This is a genomic window from Paraburkholderia sp. CI3, from assembly GCF_050436505.1.
In the GTDB taxonomy this organism is placed as follows: domain Bacteria; phylum Pseudomonadota; class Gammaproteobacteria; order Burkholderiales; family Burkholderiaceae; genus Paraburkholderia; species Paraburkholderia tuberum.
The window spans coordinates 680,287-695,074 of sequence record NZ_JBNDMI010000002.1; the positions used below are offsets into that span (position 1 = coordinate 680,287).

Sequence of the window (14,788 nt, forward strand, 5' to 3'; positions counted from 1 at the left end):
CATGTTGCGTTTCATGTTCCAGCCTGCAGCCGCCGTCCGCTTCAACACTGTGCAGCGCTTTGCCGCCGGCGCGGGCCTCGCGATGACGATGATGTTCGGCGCCGCCCACGCTGCCGAAACGGCGACGCTCACCGCGGGCTCGCCGCCGTCGAGCGCGCCGACCACGTTCATGAACGTGAAGACGCAGCAGATCGAAGGCCTGATGCCGGATGTCGTCAAGGAGATCGGCAGGCGCGAAAACTTTAACGTGTCGTATGACGCGGTGCCGTTCTCGGCGCTGATCCAGTCGGTGGTAGCGGGCAAGATCGACATCATCGTTGCCGGCATGACGCCGACGCCGAAGCGCGCCGAAGTGGTCGATTTCTCGCAGCCGGTGACGGCGTTTGGCGAAGGCATCATCGTGAAGGACACGAACAAGGCGGTCTATCACTCGGTGCAGGACCTGAAGGGCATGACGGTCGGGGCGCCGACCGGTACCGACTACGGCGATCAGTTGAAGAAACTCGGCATCTTCACCGAAGTGAAGATGTATGACAGCCCCGCCGACATGACGCGCGATGTCGCGCTTGGCCGCATCGTCGCGGGCTTCAACGACTATCCGATCCTGAAGGCCCAGGAAGCAGCGGGCGCGATGGCGGGGACGCGGGTCGACGACGCGTACGTGCCGATGGAAAAGTTCGACATCGCGATCGCGGTGAAGAAGGGCAACAGCGCGCTGATGGCGAAGATCAACGACGCGCTGACGAAGATGAAGGCCGACGGCACGCTCGACGCGATCCTCAAAAAGTGGCACCTGGTGAGCTGATTGGCTTCGCGTGAAAAGAGCCGTGCCCGCGGCGACGCGGGACTCGTCCTGCCAGGTCCGTCGCGCAGCGGCGCGGCGGACTGAACGAATACGAAGAGCAATGGAAGGCACGACATGCACTGGCAAGATATAGCCGACTTTGTACCGATTTTGCTGGAAGGCGCGGTGATGAGCATCGTCATCACGCTGGGTTGTCTGGTGTTGAGCACCGTGCTCGGCCTGACCTGGGCATTGCTGAAGATGTCGCGCTATCCCCTCGTCGTACGCGGTGTGAGCACGATGATCAACGTCGTGCGCGGCCTGCCGATGATCGTGCTGCTGTTCTACATCTACTTCGTGCTGCCGGAAATCCACATCCAGGTGTCGGCGCTGCAGGCCAGCATCATTGGGCTTGGTTTCGGTTACTCGACTTACGTCGCGGAAATTTTCCGGGCGGGTATCGAGGCAGTCGATCCGGGCCAGTACGAAGCCGCGCAGTCGATCGGCATGGGCCGCGTGAAGACGATGATACGGGTGATCCTGCCGCAGGCGATCAAGGTCGCGCTGCCGCCGTACAGCAACACGCTCGTGATGATGCTGAAGGATTCATCGCTCGCGTCGACCATCACGGTCGCCGAAATGACGCGCGAAGGCCAACTGATCGCGTCGTCGACGTTTCAGAATCTGACGGTATATACGCTCGTCGCGCTCGGCTATCTCGCGATGAGCTTGCCGCTGATGAGCATGACCCGCACGCTTGAACGACGTTTCGGTCGGCACAGGGCGAGATAAGTGCGAAGTGAGGATGCGATGATCGAAATCACGAATGTGCACAAGAGTTTTGGCACCGTACCCGTTCTCAAGGGCATTTCGCTCAAGGTCCGCCAGGGCGAAGTGGTCTGCCTGATCGGTGCGTCGGGCTCGGGAAAGTCAACCCTGCTGCGCTGCATTAACGCGCTGGAGTCATACGACGAAGGCCAAATTCGTCTGCTCGGCGAGCGCGTCGAACAGCGCGCGCGTAACATCAACCAGTTGCGCACCCAGGTCGGCATGGTGTTTCAGCGCTTCAACCTGTTCCCGCACCGTACGGCGCTCGAGAACGTGATGGAAGGGCCGGTGCATGTCAAGCGCCTCGCGCGCGCGGACGCGCAACGCGAAGCGTCTGAACTGCTCGACAAGGTGGGGCTCGGCCACAAGCTGCACGCCTATCCTCATCAGCTTTCGGGCGGGCAGCAGCAACGGGTGGCGATTGCGCGCTCGCTCGCGATGAAGCCGAAGGCGATCCTGTTCGACGAGCCGACCTCGGCGCTCGATCCGGAACTGGTCGGCGAAGTGCTCGGCGTGATGCGCACCCTCGCACGGGAAGGCATGACGATGCTGGTGGTCACCCACGAAATGGGCTTTGCGCGTGAGGTGGCAGACCGGGTGTGTTTTCTGCACGCGGGGCTCATCATCGAGGAGGGCACGGCGCAGCAGGTGCTGGGCTCGCCGCGCGAGGCGCGCACCCGCGAGTTCCTGCGCCACGTGCTGACCAATCGCAGCGACGCTCACGTCGCGCCCGACGGTATGGCAGGAGCCGCGGCATGAACGGCAGATTCGTACGCGTAGGCGAGACGGTTCGCGCCAAAGTCGAACTGAAGATCAACGGCGAGCCGGTCGAAGCGCTGGCCGGCGACACGCTGCTCACTGCGATGCTGTGCTCGGTGCGGCATGTGCGGCAGTCCGAGTTCGGCGCGGAACGACGCGCGGGCTTTTGCCTGATGGGCGCGTGTCAGGACTGCTGGGTATGGACCGCGGACGGCGAGCGGCTGCGCGCCTGCACCACGGTGGTCGAAGCAGGCATGCGCGTCGTCACGACGCAACCGGAGGCGCAATGGCCGAACCTCGCATCGTAATCGTCGGCGCAGGGCCTGCAGGGGTGCGCTGCGCGGAAGCGCTGCTGGCGGCCGGCATCCGCCCGATCGTCGTCGACGAAGGCAGGCGCGATGGCGGCCAGATCTACCGGCGTCAGCCCGATGGCTTCACGCGGCCGTATTCGAAGCTGTACGGCACGGAAGCCGCGCGCGCGGAGAACCTCCATCAAACTTTCGAGCGACTGCGCCCGCAGATCGATTACCGTCCGCAGACGCTGGCGTGGAACGTCGCGCAAGGCAAGCTGCATATCGTGCATGAAGGACACGCGAGCGTGTTGCGCTACGACGCGCTGATCCTGTGCCCCGGCGCGACCGACCGGTTGATGCCGGTCAAAGGCTGGCAGTTCGCCGGCACCTACAGCCTCGGTGCCGCGCAGATCGCGCTGAAGTCGCAGGCCTGCGCGATTGGCCGTCAGGTCGTTTTCATGGGTACCGGCCCATTGCTGTATCTGGTCGCGAACCAGTATGTGCAGGCGGGCGCCAGGGTAGCGGCGGTACTCGACACGTCGAAGACCGGTGCGCGCTTGCGCGCGCTGCCCAAATTGCTGGCGCGCGTCGACGTATTGCGCAAGGGCCGCGCGCTCGTGACCGCATTGAAGCGCTCAGGCGTGCGGGTGGAAAACGGCATCGAGCCGCTCGAAATTCTCGGCACTCCGGACGACGGCGTGCTTGGCGTACGCTTTCGCGAGGCGCGCGGCAACGTCGCGCAGGTCGATTGCGACGCGGTCGGTCTCGGCTATCACCTGCGGCCGGAAACCCAGCTTGCCGATCTCGCGCGCTGTGCGTTCCGTTTCGACGCGATCACGCGGCAATGGGTGCCGCAAATCGACGAACTCGGTCGCAGTAGCGAAAAGGGCGTCTATATCGCGGGCGATGGCGCGCGCGTGCTCGGCGCGGACGGCGCCGAGGTCGCCGGACGGCTCGCGGCTCACGCTGCGCTGAGCGATCTCGGGCGGCCCGTTGCGGCGACCACGCTCGACGCGTTGACGCGCGAACAGCGCAAAATGGATCGCTTCCGACTCGGTCTCGTGGAGGCGTTTGCGTGGCCTGCCGCGCAGGCGGCGCGTCTGTCCGACGATACGATCGTTTGCCGGTGCGAAGGCATCACCGCGGGCGAACTGCGCCGCGTGGTGCGCGATGAAGGCGCGCAGGAAGCGAACCGTGCCAAGGCCTTTAGCCGTGTCGGTATGGGGCGCTGTCAGGGACGTTACTGCGGCCATGCGGGCGCGGAGGTGATCGCGGCGGCGGCGAACGTGCCGCTCGAGCAGGTTGGCAGACTTCGTGGACAGGCGCCGGTCAAGCCGCTGACCATCGCAACCGTGGAGGATACCGAGTGAACCGTGCACAAGCCGATGTTCTGATCGTGGGCGGCGGGTTCATGGGTGCGTCCGCCGCATTTTTTCTGAGGCAGCGGGGCCGCTCGGTGATCCTGCTCGAGCGCCAGCTCGTCGGGCAGCAGGCGAGCGGCACCAACTTCGGTAACGTGCGCCGTCAAGGGCGCTTTCTGCCGCAATTGCCGCTCGCGAACCGGTCGCGCGAAATCTGGGGGCGTCTGCCGGAATTGATCCAGCACGACGCCGAGTTTCTGATGTCGGGCCATGTCCGCGTCTGTTATCGCGAAGAGCAGGCCGACCAGTTCGAAACCTATGCGAAGGAGGCCGCGCACTACGGTCTCAAGCTCGACCTGTTGCGCGGCGACGCGCTGCGCGCGCGGTTTCCGTTTCTCGGTGCGGAGGTGCTGGCGGGCTCCTATTCGCAGATGGACGGGCACGCGAATCCGCGTCTCGCGGCGCCCGCGTTCGCCCGCGCCGCGGCTCGGCTCGGTGCGCGGATCGTCGAAAACTGCGATGTCGTGACGGTGGAAAAAGAGGGCGCCGAGTTTCGCGCCACGAGCGCCGACGGCCGCACGTTTCATGCGCCCGTGCTGCTGATCACGGCGGGTGCGTGGGGCAACCTGCTGTCGGAGCAGTTCGGCGAAGCGGTGCCGATCGCCGTCAACGGTCCACAGATGGCCGTTACCGAACCCGTGCCGTATGCAATCCAGCCGGTGGTCGGGGTGTCGTCGCCACAGATCGAAGAGGTGGTGTATTTCCGCCAGGTCGCGCGCGGCAATATCGTGATCGGCGGCTGCGCGCGTGCGCCTGCGTATCTCGACGAGCGTCGCGCGAAGGTTCTCCCGTCAAGTACGTTGCTGCAGTTCAGACAGCTGCAGCGGGTCGCGCCGATGCTGCGCAAACTGAGCATCATCCGGGTGTGGAGCGGCGTGGAGGGCTATATGCCCGATGACAAACCGATCATGGGTGCAAGCGGGACGACCGGCGGACTGTTCTATGCGTTCGGTTTTTGCGGCCACGGTTTTCAGCTTGGTCCGGGCGTAGGCGACGCGATGGCCGAACTGATCGACACCGGCGCCACCAGCACGCCGCTCGAGCCGTTCGACATCCGCCGCTTCGCGACCGGTCGGGAGACGGCACCGACAGTGCCGCCCACGTCGCGCGTTGCGTGAGCGGAGCGTCGATGCTGAGCCTGAGCCCAACCTCATCATCATCCGCGCCTGAGCTTGCGGGCGCGAGCCGTCATCCGACGCGCGCGCCGAATCGCGTGAGCCGCGCCGTGCAGCGTGCGCTCGACTTCATCGATGCCTGTTTCGCCGAGCCAATCAGCCTGTCCGAACTGGCTGCCGTCGCGCAGTTGAGCATTTCGAGGTTTGCGGTGCGCTTCAGCGCGGAGATTGGCGTGTCGCCGCAGCAATATGTGCGGCTGGTGCGCGTACGGCATGCGCAGTGCCTGTTGCGACGAGGCTTGCCGCCGTCGATCGTCGCGACCGAGGTGGGCTTCTTCGATCAAAGCCATCTATGCCGGCACTTCAAACGTGTGCTTGGCAGAACGCCGGGGGAATGGCTGAGCGCGAATGGTTGACTGCAAGTCGACAGGCCACCGGCGTCGCGCCGGTGGCCTCGAACGCATTCGACCCGATCGGGCCGGCGCGCGCAGCCGAAACCACCACCGCCTCATTGATGCTGCTGCGAGAAGAGGGTTTCCAGCGGGTATTCGGATTTCACGAATGGCGTCTTGATGATGACGTAGCTGAAATACTTCTCGATGCCGATGTCGCGCTCCAGCAGCCCTTCGATCACGCTCTGATAATGATTGACGCTGCGCGTGACGAACTTCAGCAGGTAATCGTAGCCGCCGCTCGCCAGATGGCATTCAATGATCTCGTCCACAGGACGGATCGCCGCCTCGAACTTGGCGAAGTCTTCGCGACGATGGTCGGCGAGCGTGACCTCGGTGAACACGATCTGCACGTCACCGAGTTTCTGCAGTTGGATATGTGCGCCGTAGCCGACGATATAGCCGGCTTTTTCAAGCCTTTTCACGCGAATCAGACAGGGGCTCGGCGAGAGCCCCACGGCGTCCGCAAGCTCGACGTTCGTGATACGGCCTTTCTTCTGGAGTTGCGAAAGAATACGCAGGTCGATCCGGTCCAGCTTCGTGTCGCCGCTTGTCGTCATGTATCGGTCTGCCCGTCGAAGGTTCTGCTTTTCGCTTCGTTGCGCTTCGCCTTGGTCAAGCAACGCGCAGGCCGATGTTATCACGCGCTCAGGCGGCCGCGCGGCTCGCGCCGTGCAATGCGGCACGCACCTCCGCCTGCTCGAGCACGTCGTCGAGCGTGCGCCGCAGACGGCCGAACAGTTGTTCGAACTCGGCCTCGCCGAAGCACAGCGCGGGCGCGAAACCGAGAATGCTGTCGCCGAATGCGCGGAACACCAGGCGGTTGCGGTAGGCTGCGGCCGTGATCCGGTCCGGCAGCTTCAGCGACGGATCGAAGCGTGCCCGCGAGTTCTTGTCCGCGACCAGTTCCAGCGCGCCGAGCAGTCCGCGATGACGCGAGTCGCCCACCAGCGGATGAGCGAGCAGCGCGTCGAGCCCGGCGGCAAAGCGCGGTGCCTGCGCGATGCCGTTCGCGAGCAGACCGCCCTCCTGATAGAGACGCAGTACTTCGAGCCCGATGGCGGCGCTTACCGGATGCGCGGAGTAGGTCTGACCGTGACCGACGACCGCGGTATCGCGCGCATCGCCTGCAATGCCCTGGTAGATTTCGTCGGACATCAGCACCGCGCCCATCGGCGCATAACCGGAGGTCAGCCCCTTCGCCACCGTCATCAGATCCGGCTCGACCTGTTCGGCCTCGCACGCGAAGAGCGGGCCGGTACGACCGAAGCCCGTGATGACCTCGTCGGCGACGAACAGGATGTCGAGGCGGCGGCACGCGTCGCGCATCGCCTTTAACCAGCCGACCGGCGGCACGATCACGCCGCCCGAACCCTGGATCGGCTCGCAGAAGAACGCGGCGACGTTCTCCGCCCCGAGTGACGCGACTTTCGCTTCGAGCGCGGCGACGGATGCGGCGATCAGCGCTTGCGCGTCACTGCCTTGCGGCTGACGGTACGCATACGGCGACGGCAGATGGTGCTGGTGCGGCAGCGGCAGGTCGAAGTTGCGGTGGAACGCGGGCAGCGCAGTGAGCCCCGCGCCGACCGACGACGATCCGTGATAGCCGCGTTCGAGCGCGATCATCTGCTTTTTCGCCGGGCGCCCCGTTGCATTGAAGTAATGCGTGATGAAGCGTATCGCGGAGTCGATCGCATCGGAGCCGCCGAGCGTGAAATAGACGTGCTGCAGCGAAGCGGGCGCAAGCGACACCAGTTTTTCGGCTAGTTCGATCGCGGGTTCCGACGAGAAGTGGAAGTAGGTGGTCGCGTAGGGCAGCTTCGTCATCTGACGCGTCGCCGCTTCGACGATGCTCTGCTGGCCGTAACCCACGTTCACGCACCACAGGCCCGCAAATGCGTCGAGCAGCTCGTTGCCGTCGATATCGCGCAGATACGCGCCCTGGCCGGATTCGAGTACGGTGGTGCCGCGCGCCTCGTGCGCGCGATAGTTGATGACCGGGTGAATCAGGTGCTTGCGGTCGGCGTCGATCAGCGATGAGTTTGACATGATGGTGGTTCCCCGCACGTGGCGATCAGGTAAGAGTCACCCCTCGATAGTAGCGACAGCCGTATGGGTGCCGTTCAGCCAAAAAAAAGCCTAAAGAGCGTCGGTGCAGCGTTTTTCACCCCGCAGACAGCATTTTCTGCTGGGCATGCTTAATAGCAGGGCGAACCCCAACGCTGCCGTGCATGAGCGGCCGTGTTTGCGTGTGGAAGAGAGATGCGCCGCGGTGCAGCGGGTTCAGGTTCAGCGTGGCTTCACCTGGCTCAGGTGAGCGACTGCGCGATCACCGCATACTGATGCAGCCCCGGGTCGGCGCGGCTCGACTCGCCATCGGCTGGCGCGGATGCAAGCCGGCGCATCTTCACGACCGTCTCCGAGCGTGCGAGACCGAGGCCGGTTAGCCACTCGCGCAGGCCGTGTCCGTGCGGCACGTCGATGCGCACCAGCGCGCCTTCGTTCAGCGCGAGCCAATGGCTGATCAGCGCCTTGGCCCGCACGGCGTCGGGAAACGCGCTGGCGACGACGGGGCCGATCACGAAGCCGCGTCCGAAGCGGCGGAACAGCGAGAAGCCGAGTAGTTCGCCGTCGCGATCGAGCGCGATACCGTCGGCCAGATCGAGCAGCGGCGGCAGTACGTGGCTGCGATCGAGGCCGCTAGCGCGTGATTCGAGCGCGACGAGTTGCTGCGCGTCGCTCGCCCCGAGCGGGCGCAGCCGCTCGTTGGCGGGCAGCGCAACGAGCGGCGGCCGGAACGCCGCACCCTGCATCTGGTCGAGGGCGCCGCAGCGCTCGAAGCCGAGCGCGTCGCACAACGGCTGGCCAGCCTCGGTCGCATAGAGCGTGATGTCACGCTTGCCAAGCTCGTCGAGCGCGTGCGCGAGCAACGTGCGGCCGATACCCACGCCGCGATGCTCCGGCGCGACGATCAGCATGCCCAGCGTCGCCTGATCCGCGCCGAACTTCCAGCACACCACGGTGCCGACCAGCGCGCCCGCCGTCTCGGCGACGAAGCCGATCCCGGTGCGCGCCGAGAACCGCCAATCTTCACGGCGATGCGGCCAGCCGATCGCGGCGGACAGGCGTTGAGCGGCAGGGATGTCGTCGGCTGTCAGGCGTCTGTAGGTGAAACGTGCGTGAGGCGTTGGATCGGACACGGGGCGCTCCGTGAATAGTCGGCCGTGCCGCGACTGTTGCACGTTGCCCGCTGATTGACTAGTACGAACTTCTCATCGTGGGGGGGGCGTCCTGTCCAGAACATCAGGGTCAACGCCAGGAGCGGCAAATCATGCTGTTTTGACCACTCAAAACCGTGTTTTCGAATGGTCGAATCCACCGATACGCGATCAACGCCATTTTTTGCAGTGCTTAAATCGATTCATGCAATGCCACCGCGCCGCGACCAGCACGCGGAGCGCCGTCGAACACCAATGCTGGATACCCCGCGTTCAATCACGAGTGAGGAGCAGTTGCATGTACGACGACCCAATCAAAACGGGCGGCTTCAGCCGCCGTGACATGATGCGTTTGCTGGCCGCCGGCGGCATCCTTGCCACCGGCGCGGGAGGTCTGCTGGCGGGGGCTCGCCCGGCATTCGCGGCACCCACGCCGAAGAAAGGCGGCAAGATCCGGGTGGCCTACGACGCATCCTCGACCGCGGATACGCTCGACCCGGCCAAGGGTTCGGCAGGCTCCGATTACATCCGCTTCTTCATGTTCTATAGCAGCCTGACGCAGCTCGATTCGTCGCTGACGCCGAGGATGAATCTCGCCGAATCGATCGACACCAGCGACGCGAAAGCGTGGGTGATCAAACTGCGCAAAGGCGTCACGTTCCACGACGGCAAGCCACTCGCGCCCGCCGATGTCGTCTACTCGCTGATGCGTCACAAGAATCCGGCAACGGCGTCGAAGGTGAAGACGCTGGCCGATCAGTTCGTGGAGGCGAAGCAGACCGGTCCCAACGAAGTCACGCTGACGCTCGCGTCCGCCAACGCGGACCTGCCCGTGATTCTTGCCACGCCGCAATTCGTGATCATCAAGGACGGCACGACGGACTTCGCGACAGCCGTCGGCACCGGCCCGTACAAGCTGAAGACGTTCAAGCCCGGCGTTTCGACCGTCGGCATCCGTAACGACAGTTTCTGGAAGACCGGCGGCGGCCCTTACCTCGACCAGATCGAGCTGATCGGTATCGGCGATAACGCGGCACGGGTGAATGCGCTGCTGTCCGGCGATGTTCACCTGATCAATTCCGTCGATCCGCGCGCGACGCAGCGCATTGCCGCGACGCCGGGCTACGAGGTGCGCGAGACCAGGTCGGGCCTCTATACCGATCTGATCATGCGCCGCGACAACCCACTGACGGGCAACCCCGATTTCGTGCAGGGCATGAAGTATCTGTTCGACCGTGACCAGATCCGCTCGGCGGTATTTCGCGGTTATGCGGTGATCGGCAACGATCAACCGATTCCGCCCGGACACCGCTACTTCGATGCGTCGCTGCCGCAGCGTCCCCACGACCCGGACAAGGCGAAGTTCCACTTCCAGAAGGCAGGCGCGATCGGTACGACGCTGCCGCCGATCTATGCGACCACCGATGCGAACGGCTCGATCGAGATGGGTGTGCTGCTGCAGCAGTCCGCCGCGAAGATCGGCGTGAACCTGGACATCAACCGCGTGCCGGCGGATGGTTACTGGTCGACGCACTGGATGAAGCATCCGCTCGGGTTCGGCAACGTCAATCCGCGCTCGAGCGCCGATGTGCTGTTCACGCAGTTCTTCAAGTCGGACGCCCCGTGGAACGAGTCGGGCTGGAACAACCCGAAGTTCGACCAGTTGCTGGCCGCGGCCCGCTCGGAAACCGACGATGCGAAACGCAAGCAGATGTACGGCGACATGCAGGTGCTGGTATCGGAGCAGGGCGGCATTGGCATCCCGACCTTCCTGAGCCTGCTCGATGCGAACGACAAGCACTTGCAAGGGCTCCAGCCCGTGCCTACCGGCGCGATGATGGGCTTCAACTTCGCCGAGTACGTGTGGTGGAACGCGTGACCCGCTGAAGCGCCCGGACGCGGCGGGTGGCCCCCGCCGCGCCGCTCGCGGCAGGCAGCCGCAGCGCACCCGAGCGGCACGGCTCATGTATGACTCGCCGTGTTGCGCAGCCTAACCGAGGAGCTCATGCCCATGAACGGGAATATCGCCCAGTTGATCGGCCGGCGCGTCGCCGTCACTGCGCTGACGCTGCTGATTGTCTCGATCATCATCTTCGTGATCACCAACCTGTTGCCGGGCGATGCCGCGCAGGCCGCACTCGGCCAGTCGGCGACGGCGGATACGGTCGCGGCGCTGCGGCTGCAGTTCGGCCTCGACCAGCCGGCATACCTGCGGTACTTCCATTGGCTCGTCGGTCTGCTGCACGCGAACTTTGGCGTGTCGCTGTCGAGCAATCTGCCGGTGTCCGAGATGATCGAAGGGCGCCTGCCGAAGTCGCTGACCCTCGCGGCGATCACCACCGGGGTGTCGGTGCCGATCGCGGTGTCGGCGGGCATTCTCGCGGCAGTCAAGCGCGACTCGCTGATCGATCGGATCGTGAGCCTCGGTACGCTGTCGCTGGTCGCCACGCCCGAGTTCCTGATCGCGACGCTGGCGGTGCTGGTGCTGGCCGTCAAGCTGCACTGGCTGTCAGCGCTGTCGTACAGCGGCGAGATCGAGAGCCTGCACGACTTTCTGCGCGCGTATGCGATGCCGGTCGTCACGCTGTGCGCGGTCGTGATCGCGCAGATGGCCCGCATGACACGCGCCGCGGTGATCGAGCAACTCAGTTCTTCGTATGTGGAAATGGCGATGCTCAAGGGCGCGAGCCCCGCCCGCATCGTACTGCGCCACGCACTGCCGAATGCGATCGGCCCGATCGCCAATGCAATCGCGCTGAGCCTGTCTTATCTGCTTGGCGGCGTGATCGTCGTCGAGACCATCTTCAACTACCCGGGCCTCGCCAGCCTGATGGTCGACGCGGTGAGCAACCGCGACTTCCCGCTCGTACAGGCCTGCACGCTGCTGTTCTGCCTCGGCTATCTGCTGCTCGTGCTGCTAGCCGACCTGTGCGCCATCATCTCGAACCCGAGGCTGCGGACATGACGATTCTTCGACCTTCTTCCGATGCGCCTCACCGGCTCGGTGCGCTCGAACCGGTGCAACGCAGCAGCATGATGCCGCAGGGCGCCGATCCCGCGCGGTCCTGGGGCGGCGGCGGAGGCCCGGCGCCTCGACCGGTGCGCCGTCGCAGCCTCGCGCAACGCATGAACCTGTCGACCGGCGGCTGGATCGGCCTGGCGATGGTCAGTTGCGCGTTGTTCGTCGCGGCGTTCGCACCGTGGCTCGCGCCGCATTCGGTCGGCGCGATCGTCACGCCTGACGTATTCGCGGGCTTCAGCGCGAAGCTGCCGCTCGGCTCCGACTACCTCGGTCGCGACATGTTGACCCGCATCATCTACGGGATGCGCCTGACGGTCGTGCTCGCGCTGGCGGCGGCGCTGCTCGCGGCGCTCACGGGGACCATGCTGGGGCTGCTCGCGGCCGTGGCCGGCCGCCGGATCGACGAAACCATGAGCCGGCTGCTCGATGCGGTGACGTCGATTCCGTCGAAGATGTTCGCGCTGATGATCGTCGCCGCGTTCGGCTCGTCACTGCCGTTGCTGATCGTGACCGCGGCGATCAGCTACATGCCGGGCTCGTACCGGATCGCCCGCTCGCTGGCGGTCAATATCGGCACGCTCGAATACGTGCAGGTCGCGCGGGCGCGCGGCGAAAGCGCGCTCTACATCGCGTGCTTCGAGATGCTGCCGAACATGATTCATCCGATACTCGCCGACACCGGACTGCGCTTCACTTTCGTCGTGCTGCTATTGAGCAGCCTGAGCTTTCTCGGTCTCGGCGTGCAGCCGCCGTATGCCGATCTCGGTTCGCTGGTACGCGAGAACATCGCCGGCCTCGGTGAAGGCGTGCCGGTCGTGATCCTGCCCGCGATCGCAATCGCGATGCTCACGGTCGGCGTGAACCTGCTGATCGACGGACTGCCGCATCATGGCCGCCGCAAGGGCATGCCTGATGCCGATGGAGGCCACTGATGAAGGCACCCTTTTTCAGACGTGCTCACGCGGCCTTTGAGGCCATCTCGAGGACCGCGCCGCTACCGCCGTCGAATCTGGTCGAGGTACGGGGCCTGCGCGTGGTGGGAAGCCGGCCCGGCGAGCCGGATACGACGATCGTGCATGACATCGACTTCGAGATTGCGCGCGGCGAGGTGCTCGCATTGATCGGCGAGTCGGGCTCGGGCAAGACCACGATCGCACTGTCGCTGATGGGCCATGCACGCAGCGGCTGCCGCATCGCGGGCGGCGCGATCCGGGTGGGCGACACCGACGTGCTCGGGCTCTCGCCGAAAGCGCTCGCGGGATTGCGTGGCCGCAAGGTTGCCTACATCGCGCAAAGCGCGGCCGCTGCGTTCAACCCGGCGCGCCCGATCATGGACCAGGTGATCGAAAGCGCGCTGATTCACGGCACGCTCAGCAAGCGCGCCGCGCGGGCCAAAGCGGTCGAACTGTTCCGCGCGCTCGCGCTGCCGGAGCCGGAGACGATCGGCCGGCGCTATCCGCACCAGGTGTCGGGCGGCCAGTTGCAGCGGCTGATGGCGGCGATGGCGCTGATCACCGACCCCGAACTCGTGATCCTCGATGAACCGACCACGGCGCTCGACGTCACCACGCAGATCGACGTGCTGCAAGCGTTTCGCAGCGTGATCCGCCAATGCGAAATGACGGCCGTCTACGTATCGCACGATCTGGCGGTGGTCGCGCAGATGGCGGATCGCATCGTCGTGCTAAGCAATGGTGAAATCCGCGAAACAGGCCGCACTGAACAGATTCTGCATGCGCCGGCGCACCCGTATACGCAAAGCCTGATTGCTGCCGTGACGCCCGTCGCCCCGGCTGCCTCCACCTCGGCGGCTCCCGACGCAGCCCGGCCGAACACGCCGCTGCTCGAACTGCGCGGTCTGACGGCCGGCTACGGCCGCACCGACGCGAAGGGCTGGCCGCACAAGGTCATTCTGCGCGACGTGGACCTCGTGATCGATCGTGGTCAGACGGTAGGCGTGATCGGCGAATCCGGTTCGGGCAAGACGACGCTCGCGAAGGTGATCGCCGGGCTCGTGCCGATGGCGCGCGGCAATCTGCTGCTCGACGGTGAGCCGCTCGCCGCCAACCTCAGCCGCCGCAGCCGCGAACAGTTTCGCTGTATCCAGATCGTGTTCCAGAACGCCGACACCGCGCTTAATCCGACGCACACCGTCGAGCGCACGCTGGCGCGTCCGCTGAAGTTCTATCATGGCATGAAGGGCGAGGCCGCGCGTCGCCGCGTCGCCGAACTGCTGGGCCTGGTGCGCCTGCCTGCCGAGTTGGCGCAGCGGCGCACCGGAGAGCTGTCGGGCGGGCAGAAACAGCGCGTGAATCTCGCGCGGGCGCTGGCCGCCGAACCCAAGTTGATCCTGTGCGACGAAGTCACGTCCGCGCTCGATACGGTGGTCGGCGCTGCCATTCTCGAGCTGCTGCGCGATCTGCAAAAGAAGCTCGGCGTGTCATATCTGTTCATCACGCACGACATCGCCAAGGTGCGTGCGATCAGCGACGACATCGTCGTGCTGTACGCGGGGCACCGCGTCGAGACGGGCAACCGCGACGCGTTGTTGGCGCCGCCGTATCACCCGTATTCGCATCTGCTCGTGTCGTCGGCGCCGGAGCTTCGCGCCGGCTGGCTCGAAGAAGCGGGCGAGCGTTGTCATCAGACGTTGCCGCCGATCGGTGAGTCGACCCGTGAGCCGGAGCTTTGCACATTTCTCGCGCGATGCCCGATGCGCATCGACGGTGTCTGCAATCGCACGTCGCCGAGCGTGCGCACGCTCGCGAGCGGCGCGCAGGTGCTGTGCCATCGCAGCGAAGCGGAACTGGAGCGATACCAGAGCGGGCCGCCCGACGGTGTTGCTGCGGCGAGCGTGCTCGCGCAGTCCGGCACGGTGCGGGTCTGATGCCGCTAC

At 65.3% G+C, this 14,788-nt stretch carries 14 protein-coding genes; 11 read left to right on the forward strand and 3 right to left on the reverse strand.

The window, feature by feature from the left end; all coding sequences use genetic code 11:
* The first annotated feature begins 1 nt into the window (after position 1).
* From OKW29_RS05960 to OKW29_RS05990, 7 genes are all read left to right on the forward strand, one after another.
* The gene (locus OKW29_RS05960) at positions 2–805 is read left to right on the forward strand and encodes an ABC transporter substrate-binding protein (protein WP_184071928.1); all 804 of its coding nucleotides are present in this window, start codon (positions 2–4) and stop codon (positions 803–805) included.
* A 114-nt stretch (positions 806–919) separates the two neighbouring features.
* On the forward strand, positions 920–1,576 hold the full coding sequence (locus OKW29_RS05965) for an amino acid ABC transporter permease (protein WP_184071925.1): 657 nt from the start codon (positions 920–922) through the stop codon (positions 1,574–1,576).
* A gap of 18 nt (positions 1,577–1,594) precedes the next feature.
* Complete coding sequence (locus OKW29_RS05970) at positions 1,595–2,371, forward strand: amino acid ABC transporter ATP-binding protein (RefSeq protein ID WP_429290331.1); 777 nt, start codon at positions 1,595–1,597, stop codon at positions 2,369–2,371.
* Positions 2,368–2,679, forward strand: a complete 312-nt coding sequence (locus OKW29_RS05975) for a (2Fe-2S)-binding protein (RefSeq protein WP_429290332.1) — start codon at positions 2,368–2,370, stop codon at positions 2,677–2,679. The genes OKW29_RS05970 and OKW29_RS05975 overlap by 4 nt, the downstream gene beginning before the upstream one ends.
* Positions 2,658–4,034, forward strand: coding sequence for an FAD-dependent oxidoreductase (locus OKW29_RS05980; RefSeq protein WP_429290333.1), 1,377 nt, complete (start codon positions 2,658–2,660; stop codon positions 4,032–4,034). Before OKW29_RS05975 ends, OKW29_RS05980 begins: the two co-directional genes overlap by 22 nt.
* Complete coding sequence (locus OKW29_RS05985) at positions 4,031–5,203, forward strand: NAD(P)/FAD-dependent oxidoreductase (RefSeq protein WP_429290334.1); 1,173 nt, start codon at positions 4,031–4,033, stop codon at positions 5,201–5,203. Before OKW29_RS05980 ends, OKW29_RS05985 begins: the two co-directional genes overlap by 4 nt.
* 11 nt (positions 5,204–5,214) lie before the next feature.
* Positions 5,215–5,616 (forward strand): helix-turn-helix domain-containing protein, encoded by a 402-nt coding sequence (locus OKW29_RS05990; protein ID WP_090811113.1) that lies wholly within the window; start codon positions 5,215–5,217, stop codon positions 5,614–5,616.
* A gap of 92 nt (positions 5,617–5,708) precedes the next feature.
* On the opposite strand, the gene OKW29_RS05995 is transcribed toward OKW29_RS05990, so the two are convergent.
* The 3 genes from OKW29_RS05995 to OKW29_RS06005 form a co-directional block, all read right to left on the reverse strand.
* Positions 5,709–6,212 carry an Lrp/AsnC family transcriptional regulator gene (locus OKW29_RS05995; protein ID WP_090811115.1) on the reverse strand — a complete coding sequence of 168 codons (504 nt, stop codon included), beginning with the start codon at positions 6,210–6,212 and terminating at the stop codon, positions 5,709–5,711.
* 88 nt (positions 6,213–6,300) lie between these two features.
* Positions 6,301–7,701, reverse strand: a complete 1,401-nt coding sequence (locus OKW29_RS06000; protein ID WP_429290335.1) for an aspartate aminotransferase family protein — start codon at positions 7,699–7,701, stop codon at positions 6,301–6,303.
* Between the two features lie 260 nt (positions 7,702–7,961).
* The gene (locus OKW29_RS06005; RefSeq protein ID WP_184071912.1) at positions 7,962–8,852 is read right to left on the reverse strand and encodes a GNAT family N-acetyltransferase; all 891 of its coding nucleotides are present in this window, start codon (positions 8,850–8,852) and stop codon (positions 7,962–7,964) included.
* A gap of 316 nt (positions 8,853–9,168) precedes the next feature.
* On the opposite strand from OKW29_RS06005, the gene OKW29_RS06010 reads away from it, so the two are divergent.
* The 4 genes from OKW29_RS06010 to OKW29_RS06025 all read left to right on the forward strand — a co-directional run bounded on the left by OKW29_RS06010 (position 9,169) and on the right by OKW29_RS06025 (position 14,779).
* Positions 9,169–10,749 carry an ABC transporter substrate-binding protein gene (locus OKW29_RS06010; RefSeq protein ID WP_429290336.1) on the forward strand — a complete coding sequence of 527 codons (1,581 nt, stop codon included), beginning with the start codon at positions 9,169–9,171 and terminating at the stop codon, positions 10,747–10,749.
* 132 nt (positions 10,750–10,881) lie between these two features.
* Positions 10,882–11,835, forward strand: a complete 954-nt coding sequence (locus OKW29_RS06015) for an ABC transporter permease (protein ID WP_090811123.1) — start codon at positions 10,882–10,884, stop codon at positions 11,833–11,835.
* Positions 11,832–12,824 (forward strand): ABC transporter permease, encoded by a 993-nt coding sequence (locus OKW29_RS06020; protein WP_429290337.1) that lies wholly within the window; start codon positions 11,832–11,834, stop codon positions 12,822–12,824. Before OKW29_RS06015 ends, OKW29_RS06020 begins: the two co-directional genes overlap by 4 nt.
* Entirely contained in the window at positions 12,824–14,779 is a 1,956-nt protein-coding gene (locus tag OKW29_RS06025) for an ABC transporter ATP-binding protein (protein ID WP_429290338.1), read from the forward strand. The genes OKW29_RS06020 and OKW29_RS06025 overlap by 1 nt, the downstream gene beginning before the upstream one ends.
* The last annotated feature ends 9 nt before the right edge of the window (positions 14,780–14,788 follow it).

Bases quoted from the DNA above. Each gene is read 5' to 3' on its own strand.
- OKW29_RS05960 (WP_184071928.1), top strand. From the start codon at position 2: ATGTTGCGTTTCATGTTCCAGCCTGCAGCCGCCGTCCGCTTCAACACT.
- OKW29_RS05965 (WP_184071925.1), top strand. From the start codon at position 920: ATGCACTGGCAAGATATAGCCGACTTTGTACCGATTTTGCTGGAAGGC.
- OKW29_RS05970 (WP_429290331.1), top strand. From the start codon at position 1,595: ATGATCGAAATCACGAATGTGCACAAGAGTTTTGGCACCGTACCCGTT.
- OKW29_RS05975 (WP_429290332.1), top strand. From the start codon at position 2,368: ATGAACGGCAGATTCGTACGCGTAGGCGAGACGGTTCGCGCCAAAGTC.
- OKW29_RS05980 (WP_429290333.1), top strand. From the start codon at position 2,658: ATGGCCGAACCTCGCATCGTAATCGTCGGCGCAGGGCCTGCAGGGGTG.
- OKW29_RS05990 (WP_090811113.1), top strand. From the start codon at position 5,215: ATGCTGAGCCTGAGCCCAACCTCATCATCATCCGCGCCTGAGCTTGCG.
- OKW29_RS05995 (WP_090811115.1), bottom strand. From the start codon at position 6,212: ATGACGACAAGCGGCGACACGAAGCTGGACCGGATCGACCTGCGTATT.
- OKW29_RS06000 (WP_429290335.1), bottom strand. From the start codon at position 7,701: ATGTCAAACTCATCGCTGATCGACGCCGACCGCAAGCACCTGATTCAC.
- OKW29_RS06010 (WP_429290336.1), top strand. From the start codon at position 9,169: ATGTACGACGACCCAATCAAAACGGGCGGCTTCAGCCGCCGTGACATG.
- OKW29_RS06015 (WP_090811123.1), top strand. From the start codon at position 10,882: ATGAACGGGAATATCGCCCAGTTGATCGGCCGGCGCGTCGCCGTCACT.
- OKW29_RS06020 (WP_429290337.1), top strand. From the start codon at position 11,832: ATGACGATTCTTCGACCTTCTTCCGATGCGCCTCACCGGCTCGGTGCG.
- OKW29_RS06025 (WP_429290338.1), top strand. From the start codon at position 12,824: ATGAAGGCACCCTTTTTCAGACGTGCTCACGCGGCCTTTGAGGCCATC.